The 16,230-nt window shown below is 44.7% G+C and carries 13 protein-coding genes and 1 pseudogene; 7 read left to right on the forward strand and 7 right to left on the reverse strand.

What is annotated here, in order from left to right:
• Positions 1-100: 100 nt before the first annotated feature.
• From JQC93_RS11320 to JQC93_RS11330, 3 genes and pseudogenes are all read left to right on the forward strand, one after another.
• Positions 101-988 (forward strand): annotated as a pseudogene (locus tag JQC93_RS11320) (HlyD family secretion protein); the annotation flags it as partial.
• Positions 988-2,127, forward strand: a complete 1,140-nt coding sequence (locus JQC93_RS11325; RefSeq protein ID WP_205158549.1) for an ABC transporter permease — start codon at positions 988-990, stop codon at positions 2,125-2,127. The pseudogene JQC93_RS11320 and the gene JQC93_RS11325, both read left to right, overlap by 1 nt.
• The gene (locus JQC93_RS11330; RefSeq protein WP_205158550.1) at positions 2,124-3,251 is read left to right on the forward strand and encodes an ABC transporter permease; all 1,128 of its coding nucleotides are present in this window, start codon (positions 2,124-2,126) and stop codon (positions 3,249-3,251) included. The genes JQC93_RS11325 and JQC93_RS11330 overlap by 4 nt, the downstream gene beginning before the upstream one ends.
• Before the next feature lie 99 nt (positions 3,252-3,350).
• On the opposite strand, the gene JQC93_RS11335 is transcribed toward JQC93_RS11330, so the two are convergent.
• Positions 3,351-3,542 (reverse strand): hypothetical protein, encoded by a 192-nt coding sequence (locus tag JQC93_RS11335; RefSeq protein WP_205158551.1) that lies wholly within the window; start codon positions 3,540-3,542, stop codon positions 3,351-3,353.
• 322 nt (positions 3,543-3,864) lie between these two features.
• A complete protein-coding gene (locus tag JQC93_RS11340; RefSeq protein ID WP_205158552.1) occupies positions 3,865-5,637 on the reverse strand; it encodes a bifunctional metallophosphatase/5'-nucleotidase in 1,773 nt (590 codons plus the stop codon).
• Between the two features lie 168 nt (positions 5,638-5,805).
• On the opposite strand from JQC93_RS11340, the gene JQC93_RS11345 reads away from it, so the two are divergent.
• Positions 5,806-7,434 (forward strand): DUF2813 domain-containing protein, encoded by a 1,629-nt coding sequence (locus tag JQC93_RS11345; RefSeq protein WP_205158553.1) that lies wholly within the window; start codon positions 5,806-5,808, stop codon positions 7,432-7,434.
• A gap of 212 nt (positions 7,435-7,646) precedes the next feature.
• On the opposite strand, the gene JQC93_RS11350 is transcribed toward JQC93_RS11345, so the two are convergent.
• A complete protein-coding gene (locus JQC93_RS11350; protein ID WP_205158554.1) occupies positions 7,647-8,216 on the reverse strand; it encodes a YceI family protein in 570 nt (189 codons plus the stop codon).
• Positions 8,213-8,755, reverse strand: a complete 543-nt coding sequence (locus tag JQC93_RS11355) for a cytochrome b (RefSeq protein WP_205158555.1) — start codon at positions 8,753-8,755, stop codon at positions 8,213-8,215. Before JQC93_RS11355 ends, JQC93_RS11350 begins: the two co-directional genes overlap by 4 nt.
• A 248-nt stretch (positions 8,756-9,003) precedes the next feature.
• Between JQC93_RS11355 and JQC93_RS11360 the strand changes: the two genes are divergently transcribed.
• From JQC93_RS11360 to JQC93_RS11370, 3 genes are all read left to right on the forward strand, one after another.
• The gene (locus tag JQC93_RS11360) at positions 9,004-9,639 is read left to right on the forward strand and encodes a hypothetical protein (protein WP_205158556.1); all 636 of its coding nucleotides are present in this window, start codon (positions 9,004-9,006) and stop codon (positions 9,637-9,639) included.
• Between the two features lie 335 nt (positions 9,640-9,974).
• Positions 9,975-10,745 carry an EAL domain-containing protein gene (locus JQC93_RS11365; RefSeq protein ID WP_205158557.1) on the forward strand — a complete coding sequence of 257 codons (771 nt, stop codon included), beginning with the start codon at positions 9,975-9,977 and terminating at the stop codon, positions 10,743-10,745.
• 157 nt (positions 10,746-10,902) lie between these two features.
• Positions 10,903-11,349 (forward strand): DUF2850 domain-containing protein, encoded by a 447-nt coding sequence (locus JQC93_RS11370; protein WP_205158558.1) that lies wholly within the window; start codon positions 10,903-10,905, stop codon positions 11,347-11,349.
• Here the strand turns inward: JQC93_RS11370 and prsR are convergent, their stop codons facing one another.
• From prsR to JQC93_RS11385, 3 genes are read right to left on the reverse strand one after another with little or no spacing between them, the layout of a single operon-like run.
• Positions 11,350-12,696, reverse strand: a complete 1,347-nt coding sequence (gene prsR, locus JQC93_RS11375; protein ID WP_205158559.1) for a PEP-CTERM-box response regulator transcription factor — start codon at positions 12,694-12,696, stop codon at positions 11,350-11,352.
• A 2-nt stretch (positions 12,697-12,698) separates the two neighbouring features.
• Entirely contained in the window at positions 12,699-14,744 is a 2,046-nt protein-coding gene (gene prsK / locus JQC93_RS11380; protein WP_205158560.1) for an XrtA/PEP-CTERM system histidine kinase PrsK, read from the reverse strand.
• Positions 14,741-16,219, reverse strand: a complete 1,479-nt coding sequence (locus JQC93_RS11385; protein ID WP_205158561.1) for an oligosaccharide flippase family protein — start codon at positions 16,217-16,219, stop codon at positions 14,741-14,743. The genes prsK and JQC93_RS11385 overlap by 4 nt, the downstream gene beginning before the upstream one ends.
• Between the last annotated feature and the right edge of the window lie 11 nt (positions 16,220-16,230).

Consider the following 16,230-nt stretch of genomic DNA (forward strand, 5'->3'; position numbering starts at 1 on the left):
ATATCTCATGAAACGCAGCGCAATAATTACACTCGCTTTATTTATCGCAATTTGTGCGATCACTCTTAAATATATTGATGCGAACAGCCAGCCGGCTACGAGACTGCAAGGCCAAATTATGACCCAGCAGTACAGCATTTCTTCTAAGGTTGCAGGTCGTATTGAGTCTATTGAAGTCAGTAAAGGGGATCGAGTGAGTAAAGGTGATCTGATTTTCACCATTTACAGCCCCGAAATTGAAGCCAAGCTCGTTCAAGCAATCGCTGGTCAAGAAGCCGCTGGAGCACTAGCCGAAGAAGCAGAAAAAGGCGCGCGCAGTCAGCAAATCTCGGCGTCTAAAGACCAATGGAAAAAGGCGCAAGCCGCGGCGGAACTGGCTGAAAAAACCTTTAAGCGAGTCGATAACCTATTTAAAGATGGTGTGGTTGCCGAGCAAAAGCGAGATGAAGCATTCACTCAATGGCAAGCAGCAAAATACAGTGAAAGCGCTGCCTATCAGATGTATGCCCTAGCACTGGAAGGCGCACGTACAGAAACCAAACGTGCGGCCAACGAGAAAGCGAAAGCTGCGGCCGGCGCAGTTGCAGAAGTACAAGCATACGCTCAAGACACCAGCATCGAGAGCTGGTTTGATGGCGAAGTTTCACAAGTACTGCTGCACAGCGGTGAACTCGCTCCCCAAGGCTTTCCTGTGGTTACCGTAGTCGATACACAAGACTCTTGGGCAGTGTTTAACGTTCGCGAAGATCTTTTACATCACTTTGAGAAAGACCGTCAATTTACAGCCTTCGTGCCTGCACTCAACAAAGACGTTGAGTTTCGCGTTAGCCACATCGCTGTTATGGGTGACTTTGCCACTTGGCGCGCAACTGACAGCTCACAAGGCTTTGATTTGCGCACCTTTGAAGTAGAAGCCCGACCAACCGACCCTACCATCGAGCTGCGTATGGGAATGAGCGTTGGCTTTGAACTGGATGACATTCACTAATGACGACTCTCATACGGGAACAATGGCGTTGGTTAACCAGTGATAAGTGGCTTCTGTCTCTGCTCACTTGGGTTCCCGTACTCGTCATTTTTTTAGTGTGGGCGGCTCTTTCTCAAGGTATAGCGCGTGACTTACCCTTTGGAATTGTCGACAACGATCAAAGTTCGTTATCGATTCAGATGATCAACAATGTCGATGCGACCGATACGCTATCGGTTCAGAATCAGTATGTTGATGTGTCCCAAGCTAAAGCTGCGTTGCAACGAGGAGACATCTACGCCTACCTCTATATTCCAAATGGGTTTGAAAAGCAGATCCGGCTCAATCACTCACCCCAAGTTAGTGTTTTTTACAATTCGCAAACCATGTTGGTGGGTAAAAGTATAAATACCGCTGTCAGAAAAGCAGTAGGGACATTTGATGCAACTGTGGGAGTGGGCCGAACCTTAGCTAAAGGGGACACCAGTACCCTGAGCGCATTGGGTCAAACGGTGTCCGTACAAACGCAATTGCGCTCGCTATTTAACAGCAATAACAACTATTCACAGTTTTTGCTCTCTGCTGTCGTACCTGCGGTGTGGCAAATAGTCATTGTCGTTGGGACAATCCTTACCTTAGCAATGTTTCGCCGACAACAATCCATTGCGCCATGGCTGTCGTTTTCAACAATTGGGGAACTATTGGCCAGATTGAGCCTGTATATCCCGTTGTACTGGATTCAAGGGATTGGCTTTAGCCTTTGGTTCTATCACGGTTTGGACTGGCCATTTGCAGGCAGTTTGTGGACCTTAGCATTAACCCAACTGGTGTTTGTGGTAAGCGCCATGTGCGTCGGCATATTGCTGTTTTTGTTGACCATGAGTGAAGTCCGCTCAATGAGTATGGCGGCAGCGTTTACTGCCCCAAGCTTTGCCTTTATGGGCGTGACCTTCCCAGTCACCGACATGCCAGCACTGGCTCAGTTTTGGCGGTGGATCATTCCAGCCAGTCATTATGTAGAAGCGCAAATCAGCCAGTCTGCCTATGGCGCAAGTTTGTTGCACAGTTTGTCACTGATAGCCCCCATGGCCATTTACCCTGCGCTGCTGCTGGTCTTTGTTGCGTTTCTTCCCTCTAAAGCTCAAGAGGAGTTGTCATGAGTTGGGCCAATCTTTGGATTCGTGAATGGCAAAGCCTTCGCCACCATTCCGTCGCACTATTGACTATATTTGGTGGGACGCTGTTTTACTCATTTTTGTATCCACTGCCCTATCACAATGAAGTGCCACTAGAGCAAACGATCACCGTCGTTAATATGGATAAGTCCGCTGCCAGTTATGAACTAGAGCGATGGATAGATGCAACGCCGCAAGTCAAAATCACTGAGAGAGCGGGCTCTATTGAAGAGTCGAAGCAGCAATTTTTAGATAAGCAAGTATCGGGTATTCTTGTAATACCTGAACACTTCTATCGTGATCTACTTTTAGGTAAATCACCCACGTTATCCTTAGCGGGTGACGGTGCTTACTTCTTGGTATATGGCACAATAGCGGAAGGCGTCTCTCTAGCCGCCGGCACAATGGCCGCAAAAGTGAAAATTGCCCGATTGATCATCGAAGGAGAATCCAGAGTCAGTGCTGCCTCGCACTACAGTAGTCTGTCGCTTAATGTTAAACCAACGTTTAACGGCGAGATGGGCTATCTCAATTATGTCGTACCATCGATATTTTTGTTCATTTTGCACCAGACTCTGTTGATTGGTATTGGAATATTGGGTGCCGGCGGCAGTAGAGTCACCAGTTTTCCCAAATTACTGGTCCGCTACCTCAACTTCATGGGCATTTATCTATTCTTGTTTATGTACTATTTCGGGTTTAGCTTCGAGCAGCTTGGCATACACCGGCAAGCAGAATGGTGGCAAATGCTGATGGTCGCAGCGCTGTTTATCAGCAGTACCAGCTTATTAGGCATGGTGATTGGCGAAATGATCCCTCACCGAGAACTTGTCACGGCTTCAGTGTTGATCATTTCGATGCCATTGATCTTTAGTGCAGGTTTTATCTGGCCTGTTGAGTCACTCCCTGCGCCTGTGGTTTGGCTAAGTAACCTTATGCCTAGTAGTCCGGGTATCCAAGCGTTTATGAAACTTAACCAGCAAGGCGCTCCCTTGTCAGGGATTTATCCAGAGATTGAGCTATTAATTTGGCAAGCACTAGGGTGGGGAGTCATTTTGTTTGGCCTCACGCTACGTAAGAAGGCCCCACGAGACTGTACGCCGGCATAATTAAGGTTTGGGGCTTGGCCCCATCTGAGCCAAAAAAAACGGCCAGGATTGCTCCTGGCCGTTTTTATACGTGATTTACCTATAAATTTAGGTAATGGCTTAACGCATTAAGCCAACATCTTTTTGCATGTGAGACGAAAGATCGTCAGCAAAGGCACTGTTCTTGTTGCTGTTATCAACAAACAAGATATCCATCAAGTGCATCATCAATCCTTTGAAACTAAGTGAATAAGCTTTTTTCTCTTTAGCTGATGAAACCACGAGCGCATCAAAGTTAAATGTCTGTGCCATAGTATCCTCTCTTAATTTCGAATTTGGTGTTCTGTTACGGCTAAATATAGTGCGAGATTAGAGAGTTGAATAGTGACTAAATTTTCCAATTCGGATTAGTTTATCTAATGCCAAATAAGTGGTGAATAATTATGCACACCATGCGCCAGCTATTAACCTAAGAGATTGAATATAAATGATATATAACGAAACCAAATGGACGAATTTTGACTAATAATGAGATTTAACAATCCTTTAACAATAAAAATAAGGGTAAATTATTCTGACCCTAACTGTTACTAACGAGATACAAACACTAAACTGACCGGAATCGTTAATTCAATTAACCTGAGATTTGACTAAGTTGTGCTGAAATAGACTTTTTACTCTCGAGATTTTGCAAGTAGTAAATAAAGCAATCCGCCATGCTCTTATCACTGACATAATTTTCTGACTGAGTACGTAAAATGGCATCGTACCCCTCTCGTCCTGTCATTGTGTACGCTGACGAGCAGCCACAGTAAACCTCATGGTCTTTAACCTGTTCCCATTGCCCATCGATAAGAATCGACAAATCCACCACACGTTGCCGCTCAGCGTCATTCTCACAATCAACTAAGTTAAATCGCAAACCATAGCAATAAGGAAAGCTTCCACTTCCGGTCCCTGTTTCAGAAAGTGCGTTATCTACTGCGCCTTGAAGCACCGCTCTCACATCTTTACCTTTTAGCGTGTAGCAGCCAACAGAGACGGTAAACGGCAATATTTTCCCTGCTATATCAGCCTTGGTCACGATACCGTCGTAAAGAGAGGCACGCACCCCACCAGCATTGTGGATCGCGAAGGTCGGGCGACAACCATTTAGACGAATCTGTTGATCCCGCATTGCTATATAAAATGCTTTGGCAACTAAAGGAGCGACTTGTGAGCCTGTTGTAGGATCATCAAGTTCGTGAGGGATCCGCTGATGCCGAAGAGGCTTTGACAAAGTAACAAGGGATTGCTCGGCTAATGCATCCACCGCAGGTTTAAACTTGTCGTCAAGCAGTTGGATTATTGCAGAGTGCTGCGCGCATTGTACAAACTCTGGCTTAGAGTTGATCAAGTTGACAAAGGGCGTACTGCGCACTTCATCCAACTCTACGGTCTGCTTGGCATCTCTATACAGCGTACGACCGATAAGCAGCTCGTTATAGCCAGCAAAGTGCACCACTTCACCCTGCGCATTAAAATCTAATTCGCAATGCCCCAACGCCATCGCATGACACCCAGATTGCACAATATGTGTCCCGTTAACTTTAATGCCGTAGGGATCGACATAAGCTCGGCCAATATCTTCAAAATCCCCCTGCAGCACATGAGAGTGTCCACCAACAATCAAGCCAATGCCCGCCACTTCGGTAGCCAAGCGTTTATCGCCATCATACCCAAGGTGGCTCAAAACGATGATGTTTCGGATCCCAGCTTTATGTATAGCCGCCACCGTATTGCGAGCTACTCTCACAGCGTCCTCGAAGGGCGTGTCGTCATCGGGAGCCGAGATGTCTGCCATCTTATCTATACTGAGGCCAAATAGGGCTACAGGAGCTGCATGGGTCGGTTTTACTATCCAAGATGCCCTATCTTCACTAGGTGAGTAACTGTGTACATGTGGCTGCTTGGAGAATAAAAATGACTTGTCATTGCATTCTTGGGTAAGGTTCCAGTTTCCCGCTAGCAGCGGAAATCTCATCTGCTGGCAAAACGGTGCAAATGCCTCATTGCCCATATCTAACTCATGATTACCTAAAGCCATGGCGTCAGGTGCTAAGGCATTTAATAACTCTACATTGGCTTGGCCTTTATACAGCGAAAAATACAACGACCCCTGAAAACAATCGCCGGCATGCAAGAACAGATAGTTTCGTTGGTCTTGGTCTGATTGCTCTCGCCAGTATTGAACTCTAGTGTGAATACGAGCAAATCCGCCAACACTGGCAAACGCCTCTTTGTTGCCAGCTTCGGTATGAATCTGCAGCGGCAATGGGCTAGGCTCGAAGTGAGAGTGCGTGTCGTTGAGGTGCGCAATACGAATGCGCGTGACATCACCTGATGTCGAAATGGTCTCTTTTATCATTTGTACGATACTAACGCACAACGTATGACATTCCTATGACCAGTGATGCGAACCCGTATCAATAAATCAGCAACTTATAATTGACCAATCGTGTGAATTCGTGAAGCGCTGTATAAACAGCTCTGTCGCAAACCGCTATACTATAAAAAAAGCGGTTGTGGAGAGAGTATGTTACTAAGTCGTATAGACATTTCCGGTTTCCGTGGTATCGGTCGATTATCATTATCGACTGGTCTGTTAACAACCTTCATCGGTGAAAATACCTGGGGGAAATCCTCGCTTCTCGATGCACTCTCCATCGCATTGCCCATCGAGCAGTCTCTACATACCTTTACGATTGAGGACTTTCACTTAGATCGTGCCACCTCTAGGCCACAAACTCAGCATCTCGACATAATCTTACGCCTTGAAGAAAGCTTCCCTGGAGAACATCGCACAGGACGCTACCGAAAAATTAAGCCACTTTGGCAACCATCAGACAATGACAAGCGCTGCATTTTATATCGAGTGTGTGCCGATAGAGACGGCAATAAAATCACCTCGCACTTTGAATTCCTCGATGTCGAAGGCGCAGTACTGCAGTTACATCACAGTGAAAAGTTAGCCATGGAACTGATGGGGCTTCATCCAGTTATCCGGTTAAGAGACGCACGCCGCTTTAAGCGAGAACTCAGTACCAATGGTCATGCTTCTAGAATCGAAAAACGCATCGAAAACACTTGCAGACGATTAGCAAGCCAACCTGGGCATGTCAGCAAAGGTGAGCTCAAAAGTTCATTCAATTCCATGCGCGATTTGATTGATCACTATTTTGCGTTTACACAAACCCATCGTAAAAGCGGGCCGCTTAAACGTGATGGTATGTACTATTCTGAAAATCCGATTGGCCCTAGCAGTCTTAAACAAGTGGCCAATAACAACAATAAGCAAACGCGCCTGCAACTGATGGCAGTTTTGAATACCTTTTTACAAGCTAAAGGTCCCAATGAGCTTAGACGGTGCGCCAGGCCGATACTGATCATTGAAGACCCAGAAAGTCGACTGCATCCAACTCACCTCTCTAGAGCTTGGGGCCTGTTGCAGTTGTTGCCAATGCAAAAATTGCTGACCACTAACAGTGCAGTTTTACTCGCAGCGGTTCCTCTTTCTTCAATAAATCGTTTAGTTCGAAAGTCAGACCGAACTGTTGCGACCACGTTACCCAAAAAGCGCCTCAGTGATGATGAACTTCGTCGAGTAGGCTTTCACATTCGGTTCCATCGTTCAAGCGCGCTGTTTGCACGTTGTTGGTTACTGGTTGAGGGAGAGACTGAGGTCTGGTTGTTTAACGAGTTGGCCAAACTGTGTGGCTACGATTTAGCTGCGGAAGGGGTGCAGATCATAGAATTTGCTCAATCAGGGCTGAAATCGCTAATAAAAGTCGCTAAGTCGTTCGAAATTGATTGGCATGTGGTGACAGACGGCGACGCAGCCGGTAAAAAATACGCGGCGACGGTAGTCCACCAACTTGGTGGCGAACAATCACGACATCGCCTTACAGAGCTTCCCGATAAAGACATCGAGCACTACATGTACAGTAATGGCTTTGAGCACTTTTTTAGGGACTTAATAAAAGTGCCTTATGATCACCCTATTCCCGCTAAAAAAGTCATCCTGCGGGTACTTAAAAAGTTTGCTAAGCCCGATTTAGCTTTAGCAATCGTAAGACATTGTGAGGAGCAAGGGCCTGATGCCATCCCTATATTGCTGCGATGGACATTAAAGCGTGTGATCTCCATGGCTAATGGTAATACCTAATCTCAGTGATGTAAGCACCTTGAAGCAATCACCTTGACGTACGCTCCTTGACGTACGCTCCTTGATGTATGCACCTTGATGTACGCACTTTGAAGAAAGAACATAAACGAAAACACCCTATCAATGAAAAGTCGCTGTTGGACTTGTCCTTTAAGACGTAAAAAAGCCAGGTTTAACCTGGCTTTTTGTTCATTTGTCGAGTGAACCAACGATTATTTTTTTACGCCTTCAATGTGCAATTCCATGTCCGCGTAGCTCGACGTACCCATCACCGCAATGTTAAAGTCTGCAAGTTCAATTCGGGTTGTCCCCATGAACCCAGCGCGATAGTTGCCCCAAGGGTCGTTACCTTCACCGATAAACGATGCATCTATCGTAATTGGCTTAGTCACTCCGTGTAGGGTGAGATCGCCCATAATGGCCATAGTGCCTTCGCCGGTTGATTTTACCGATGTGCTAACAAACTTAGCTTCAGGAAATTTACCAGCATCGATGAAGTCTCCGCTACGAAGGTGCTTATCACGTTCCGCGTGGTTCGAGTCTAGACTGGTTGTATCGACATTGACCATCACTTTTGACGCTTCGACATTATCGCCGTCATAGCTAAAGCTGCCATCGAATGTATTGAAACGCCCTTTAATGAAACTGTACCCTAGATGGCTAACTTTGAAGTTTACTGACGCATGCGCGCCCTGAGAGTCAATCATGTAGTCTGCCGCATGACCAACAAAAGGTGTGCTTAATAGTGCCGCAGTAGCAAACGCTAAAATTCCTTTTCTCATTTTTTATCTCCTAACATTTTTCGTAATGTATTGTCTTTATCGATGAAATGATGCTTTAAAGCAGCTGCAGCATGTACGGCAACTAAAGCGATTAGACTGACCGCAACCCAATAATGTACTTGGCCCGCTAAGTCTGCTTGATTATCAAAAAGTTTTCCCATGGAAGGCACGTCAAACCATCCGAACACTGAAATGGCTCGTCCATCTTCTGTAGAGATTAAGTATCCCGAGGTAAACAGAACAAACAGCAATGCGTACATGACCAAATGAGCCATCGTCGCGACTCGCTTCTCCCACGGCTTGCCAACCATCTCCGGCGCTTTACTAAACGTTTTCCACAACACGCGAGAAACCGTAACCAGCGCTAACAAGATGCCAACGGATTTATGCCATGTTGGCGCTGTCTGATACCAACTGCTGTAGTAATTTAGATCAACCATCCATAAACCCAATCCAAAAAGACCAAATACCGTCACGGCGGATAGCCAATGGAAAATTCGAGCTAACAGGTTGTATGAATCTGGTGCTGATGAGTCCATCACTGGACATCCTTCTATGCAAAGTTTTTAAGATTGAGGTAAGTCTATACGCTCATTGACGAGACGATACCCTGTAGGCTTGAAAGTCCTGTTCAATATTTTTGAACAAGTGAGGAACGCCGTATCTTTAGGCATATCACTGGATTGAGCAGCCAAAGTTCACATTTCCTAGTCACAAATAGACTTACAACCTGTCTTTCCTTTATTATTTGCCACTCAATTAACTGTTTATGCAGGTCAAATTTAGCGTGCTGAAAGATATAGTTATCAAGACGATTAACGAATTTCAAAAAGACTGCTTAGAGCTGTGTAAGAATCACTATCCAACAGTTCATAATAAAGGGATGAGTGAGCACCATTTAGCACGCACCTTTATTCGTCGCATTGAAACTAATTTCACCCACTTTAAAATTGAAAATAGAGTTCACCCCTTAGAAACATCGGAGGCTTTCGAGCATCCAGCTCAGTTTCGAATTTCAACAGCTGAAGGAACCATTTGGCTTCTATCACAGCACCTTTTGAGCGCGAATCAAAATCATCGCCGCCGCTTATTTGCCGAGATCACTAATTGGCATCAAGAATACAGTTTCGCGATCCAGCCTAATGACTTTCTCGTGGTGCTGTGCGACCACTGGTTCACTAAAAGTGTGTCAAGTCGAGAGTTGCTCAGTTGGTGGCATGGTGACTTACCTATTGATTCAAAACTCTACTCTCAGGCGGGTATTAATTTACTATCGAGCGAAACTAGCTTTGTCCAAGCACTCGATAGCCAATTTGGCATTGCTCCGTGTTTTATTACTCATGGACACCCGCTGTTAAGTAATCAGGCGCGAACAAAAGTATTCAAATACGTTCAACTTTACGCGATATTCGAGTGGCAATAGTTAGGCTGACTCTGACCCTACTTACCTTGACCCCAGGCACCTACATCTTTTGAATGATTTATTATGCATTCGGCCTGCATGCTATTAGAGCAAGCTTACAGCTAATTCTCACTAAAAAGTGACCTTAATCACAAATTTAACCCGAAAACATGTTGTGAATTTGTGTCTTTCTCGCATTTGAATTGTTGGTGAAATGACCAATTTCACGCTCGTAGAGTGACGCACTACACAAACTGATAGCCTGATTACGCTGCACATAACCGAAGGATTGACAATATAATGACAGGTGTCAACATATTGGTGTATCAATCTTGTATGGAAGCAGTGATTCAACCGTGTTGGAACGTAATCAATTGGACATTATCTTAGAAAACGATCGAGGTCAGTTTTACGCTGAGTATCGTAGTGCTATGTTGACGTCTGTGTTCCAGCCAATTTTTGATCGTCAAGGCAACGTATTTGGCTATGAAGCTCTGTTGCGGATTATTAATCAGCGGGGCGAGCATATTCGACCTGACCTGTTTTTTTCTTCACAGAAAATTTCTTCCCATGATAAACACCAAGTAGAACAAATCAGTCGCCAGCTTCATCTGCTTAATTTTCGCCATTCAGATTTTTCGTCACATCATCTATTCCTTAATGTTCTCCCCGATGCTACGCATAAGTTATCAGAACAATTAGAGCGTTCCCCTCGCGAATTTAACGAGGGTAATATTGAGAACATCGTGTTTGAATTCGTAGAGTTTGCAGCTAGCGACGAGGGCGAGTTTAATCATGCGGCAAAAAAAATCGCTTCAAACGGCAGTAAAATTGCGGTTGATGACTATGGTATCCAACACTCAAACAAACGACGCGTTGACTCGATTGAGCCACAAATCATAAAGTTTGATCGAAGCTTACTGAGAGCGTTCATGCAAGGAGACAAAAGCAAACTGCTTGATGGCCTAAAGGTAGCAAAATCGATTCAAGCAAAAACCGTTATTGAAGGTATTGAATCGGCTTCAGACATGCTAGCAATGCAAGAGTTAGGATTTAATTACTTCCAAGGGTTTTATTTGGCTCTCCCTCAAACGCTCCCTTCAAGGACTGCAGTACTGCGCGCGTAAACCATTTGATCGTCGAGCCGTTATTTACAGCACGGCAACCGGAATGACAAGGCGATCACGCATTTACCGCACGCAAATCAAATTGAATTGACATCACAAGCAGAGACACTAAGGTGTAGACTTTCACTGTTGTAAAAGTCATTCAAGAGACACCACATTGCCACGCTCTCAAAAACGCCATAATCTCATTTATTACTCAGGTTGGTTAACGGTCTGGCTATCACTGGCCGGGGCAGTCGCCTCGTTATCGATGCTATATCAAACTGAGGTTTCGCGAGGTGATGCTGTATTTGGTGAGTGGGTAGAAATGAAAGCCCCGCCCTACAATACGGAAATATTCGAACTCTCAGCCATTGGGGTGACACAAAACAGCCGTGTCGTCTCGACCCAATTTGACTATACCGGTAGTACAATCACTTTTTATCGAGGTGATGCGCAGCACGAGTATCAAGTTGTAAATAGAGATAAATCATTGATACGGCGCATTACACCTGCACCCAGAGGGGTCTACTTTGCCAAGTATGGCACCGAAGCTTATATTGAGCGTACCACCGAACCGGAACCATCTACTCGCGGTCCAATTCAGTTTCGAACCATCAATTAATTAACTTTCGAGCTGGGCTGATAGCTCATACTTTTCCATCAGCGAATAAAGTGTAGGCCTTGCAACACCGAGCAACTGAGCCGTATGGGTCACATTACCTTCGCTTAGGACTAAGGCCTTACTTATCGCAGATTTTTCAGCTTCTTCGCGAATCTTTCTAAGATTAATTGATACTTCTTGCTCTGCGCTCGGCATCATAAGATCGCTTTCAGTCAATTGCTTACCGTCACACATAATTAATGCGGACTTAATTTTATTCTGTAGCTCTCGAATATTTCCTGGCCACGGATAAGCAAGTAAACTTTGCAACGCGTCTTCGGTAAAACCTTGGATTTTGGTTTTTTTGTCGCCAATATATTGGTCTAAAAAGAACTTCGCCAATAATATAACGTCTTCTTCCCGCTCTCTAAGTGCTGGAGAGTGGATCACGATTTCACTGACACGATAATATAAGTCGTCTCTGAATCGCTTCTCTTGCATCATTTGAGTGAGATCTTGGTGCGTTGCACATATTACTTTTACATCAACGGTGATTTCTCGTCTGCCACCTATTCGCTCAATGACACTTTCTTGAAGAAATCTCAGTAGCTTAGCTTGTAAGCCAAACGGCATGTCACCAATTTCATCGAGGAATAGCGTACCACCATTAGCTTGTTCAATTTTACCAATGGTGGTTTTATGCGCTCCGGTAAATGCGCCTTTTTCAAAGCCAAACAATTCACTTTCCAACAGATTTTCTGGTATTGATGCACAGTTTATCGCGACAAATGGCTTATCAACGCGTTCGCCACGTTGATGGATTGCCCTTGCTATAACCTCTTTACCGGTGCCACTCTCACCCAAAATAAGTGTTCGGATCTCAGTGTTAGCAATTTTTTCGACCATGCGGCGAATTTCGGCCACTTTAGGGCTTACACCAATAAAGCCGTGTTCATCCAAGCTGTTTTCTTTTAAGCGCTCATTTTCGACTTCTAGTTGAGCCACTTTCATCGCTCTTGAAATCATCACTTTTAAGATGTCGATATCTATCGGCTTTTCATAGAAATCGTGCGCGCCATGTTCTATACACTGAAGTGCAATGGCTTTGTCATCATTGCCAGTGATCACAATGACCTTCGAGTGTGGTAGAAGTGAGAGAAGCTCTTGCAGAGTCTTCAGCCCTTCCGTTGCGTTATCGGGATCGGGTGGAAGTCCTAAGTCTAACGTGATGACCGCAGGTTCAAAACGACGCGCTGCCGCGATGGCTTCACTTCGAGTAGATGCGAATACTAGCTTATAGTCAGACAAACCCCATTTAAGCTGTTTTTGAATTCCTAAGTCATCTTCTACGACTAATACCTTGGACATGCCTAGCACCCTTTTTCTGTTTTCGGTAGGGTAATTTGAAACTCTGAACCCACTCCTACCTGCGATTTCACCAACAACGTTCCCGACATAGATTCAACAAATGACTTCGCTTCAAATGCACCAATACCCATGCCTGAATTGCCCTTTGTTGTATAGAATGGTTTGAATAATTTATTGTCTATGAATGTTTGTTCCATTCCAGTTCCATTATCGGCTATTTTGATTACATAGGCCGTCTCAGCATTAATAAACTGAACTTCTACTCGATGTTGATACTCTTCATTTCGTTTGGCTTGTAAGGCGTTTGTGATCAGGTGAGTCAAAATATTGGTAAAGGTTTCCCTATCTGCAAACAAATGACCATCTGCACTATTTGAAAACACTAATTCCAACTCACTAAACTCTGAATTACTGCAGTTTAGCGCTTCCTCTATCTGAGGAATAATAGAAAACCACTCTTTATTGTCTTCCGAATACTGTTGCTTTTGGGTCAGCTGTTTTACGGTTTTATCTAATCGCTGACTCGCAGCGGCAACCGTATCGAACGTGTCACTAATAAATTCAGGGTTGTCTCTATGGGCACTGGCATTTTGGGTAATTAGATTGAGTTGCGCAGACACATTTTTAAGATCATGCAATACAAACGCTGAAGTCCGGTGAAAACTCTCAAACTGCTGTGACTGATTGAGCATAGCGTGTGTATTATCCAGATGAAGGTTTACGGCAATATGTGACGCCAGCACGTTCAAAAAATCACGGTCTTCGTAGTCTAAGTCAAAGCCCGATTGCAAGTTTGATAACATAAATACGCCGTGGGTTTCGTTACAAGTGAACGGGACAAACAGGGTAAATGGTTGTAAGGCTTCTACATCGTCAATCGTCACATTGAACCTTTTAAGTTCCTCATCGGACAAATGCTCAAAATCCAAAATCCATTTTTGCTGAATAAGCGACTGCATAACTTGAGTAGGTAAAGTCTCGTTACTGCGGCTTACACGCTCTCCAACGCTCGCCTTTAGCAACATGTTCTGACCTTCAATTAGGTACAACGCACCGACTTTTGCATCAAAAGGCGCCATGATGGAGGTTAAAGAGCTTTCAAAAATCTGTTCTCGTCCCTGAGTTAGGTTTTGCGTAAAACGCAGCCACTCAGAGCGATAATCATATTTATTGGTGTAAAAGTGCTTACCGATAAACACTTTCATTTCTTTGCGTAGCCTTCCCATAAAGATAAACATCGCAATTGCGAGGCCCAGTGCGGCTAACAACCCAAACTCAAAGTAGTAGTATTGTGTTTCTACATGGCTTTCTACATACGCATAGACAAGCGATACGACCAATAAGAAACCACCAAGGAATACCAACACAGAACCGCTATAAACAACATCACGAGACAAATACAGTGAGCGCTCATTCGCTCCATGTTGACGACGAATATCCAGTGCGATCAGCGGCGCAATGACGACCAATATCCAACCAAATATCTCAATAAAGAAAGAGTAAAAACTGCCACTAAGGATAGCGGCGCTAAAAACCAAGCCGCCACTGGCAAAAAAGACCACCCCGTACAATGTCAACGGTTTGGCTACCCAGCGATTTAGCTGGTTGCGGCGCCAATAACGCTCAACAGCCAACAATCCAATGACCATCTGGGATAAGTGGACCAAATACAGCTGAGAACTACTAATAATTGACCAACGTACCCAATTTAGTTCAACAAGTACTACCACAACGCTACAGAGGAACAACAAACCATTAAGAGGTCTTAGCAGCAAACCCTTAAATTCGACATCAGGATCACTTTTGCGAATGAGCAGTGCAATAAGTGCTGAGGTATACAGCAGGTGCAAGCTCAGCAAGTGAGTGAGAAGCCCCTTTTCCGAAAATAGCAGATACGCATAATAACTGAACGCGCCTCCTAACAAGATCAGCAGCACGTGTAACGGGTGCGGCATTCCAACGCGCTTGCGATTGATTAATATCACTACAATCAAGACTAGATAAACCAGCGACGCAATAAAATAACCTAAGCGAATAGCCTCAATCATTGTGGTCTCCAATCTAGCTTCGCAATTTGGTTATTGACTACGTGTACAATGCCAATACACAATTTCCATACTTGGGGTAGTTGATGACGATATAAAAAGGACAACAGCAATAGACTAGGCACATACACAGATACCCCGGTCCCAACACAGATTGCGAGAGTAATACCATCACTATATGGCAATTGAGTGCACAAACTCACTACCCAGTACATCAACAAAGTTGGCGTAAGCACAACAAAACTAAGCTTTGAGAAAAAGCGTAGCCCTACACCAAGGGTGTATTTGTACACAAACAATAAAAATACACTGAAGATGAGCGCAACGATCGCGCGAATGTAGGATAATCCTTCAATACCTTGATCTCGGAACAGATAGAAGCCCGCACAAACTAGTGCAATGATCACGCTATCGAGCACTAACACCAGTTTAAACTTCTCGCGAGCAATAAGACTTGGCATCAAAGGCAGGTACAACATGGCAGACATCATCAACCAGGTCACGTGCTTAACAACGGGGATCGCTTCTAGCCAGTTGGGGCCTAGCACCACTTTGACAAATAACTCTGCAACCGCAAAAGTGCCAAACGCGCTGGGTACAAGAAGTGCAAAGTTTAATGCGAGCTGATTGCATGCAATATCGCGCATTTTCGCAATGCTACTTTTTACTGACGAATAGCCAGCGAGTAATCCACGTTGAAGTGGGAAAGTAATTTCGGTCATAGGAAGCCAACTAAACTCCTGTGCCGTGGAATATAGACCGACCGACTTCGTGGAAACCAAGTTACCTAACAAAAGAATATCAATCCGCGAGCGCAGGTACCCAAATATCGATGTCGCAACGGTCCACTTGGAAAAACTCCACTGTTCTTTCCAATGTTTGCTACACCAATAAGGTCTGTAAGCACACAGCCAATACCCGGTGATGACTTCCACAGATTGCAGAACTACTGTGCCCACGATCAGAGCCCAATAGTTTTGCCACGCCAGTGCCAAACTAATAGAAACAATAACAGACACTGTTTTGGACACGATCAGGGTTAAGGTGAGTTGCCGAAAATTAAACTTCTTTTCTTGAAGGTCGAGCCCGACATTTCGAAACGAGCTAATCAGTAGGTTAAATGAAATAACCGTGAGCACCATACGCATTTCTGGTGCGTTAGTATAGGCAGCAAGCAAAGGTGCACTTACGATCAATATCGCGGTAAACAGCGCTCGAATTGCAATGTTTAAAGACCAGACACTGCTAATTTGATCCGGCGTTAAGTTATCTTTAACTAAGATATACCTTACAGCGCCCGCTTGAGAGAGAGCGGCAAAAAGGGAAACAAAAAAGGTGGCCAAAGCAACGACACCAAAATCTGATACGTCGAGTAGACGTAACAGAATTAACGTGCTGCATATACCAATTAATCGGTTGTACCACTTAGCGACTAATGCCCATTTAGCGCCGCTAAGCATTCCTTGTTGTACTGACATCTCTTTACATC

It is taken from the genome of Vibrio ulleungensis, from assembly GCF_016900875.1.
Classification (GTDB): domain Bacteria; phylum Pseudomonadota; class Gammaproteobacteria; order Enterobacterales; family Vibrionaceae; genus Vibrio; species Vibrio ulleungensis.

Excerpts from the sequence above, each read along its gene's own strand:
- JQC93_RS11325 (WP_205158549.1), top strand. The coding sequence starts at position 988 with ATGACGACTCTCATACGGGAACAATGGCGTTGGTTAACCAGTGATAAG.
- JQC93_RS11330 (WP_205158550.1), top strand. The coding sequence starts at position 2,124 with ATGAGTTGGGCCAATCTTTGGATTCGTGAATGGCAAAGCCTTCGCCAC.
- JQC93_RS11335 (WP_205158551.1), bottom strand. The coding sequence starts at position 3,542 with ATGGCACAGACATTTAACTTTGATGCGCTCGTGGTTTCATCAGCTAAA.
- JQC93_RS11340 (WP_205158552.1), bottom strand. The coding sequence starts at position 5,637 with ATGATAAAAGAGACCATTTCGACATCAGGTGATGTCACGCGCATTCGT.
- JQC93_RS11345 (WP_205158553.1), top strand. The coding sequence starts at position 5,806 with ATGTTACTAAGTCGTATAGACATTTCCGGTTTCCGTGGTATCGGTCGA.
- JQC93_RS11350 (WP_205158554.1), bottom strand. The coding sequence starts at position 8,216 with ATGAGAAAAGGAATTTTAGCGTTTGCTACTGCGGCACTATTAAGCACA.
- JQC93_RS11355 (WP_205158555.1), bottom strand. The coding sequence starts at position 8,755 with ATGGACTCATCAGCACCAGATTCATACAACCTGTTAGCTCGAATTTTC.
- prsR (WP_205158559.1), bottom strand. The coding sequence starts at position 12,696 with ATGTCCAAGGTATTAGTCGTAGAAGATGACTTAGGAATTCAAAAACAG.
- prsK (WP_205158560.1), bottom strand. The coding sequence starts at position 14,744 with ATGATTGAGGCTATTCGCTTAGGTTATTTTATTGCGTCGCTGGTTTAT.
- JQC93_RS11385 (WP_205158561.1), bottom strand. The coding sequence starts at position 16,219 with ATGTCAGTACAACAAGGAATGCTTAGCGGCGCTAAATGGGCATTAGTC.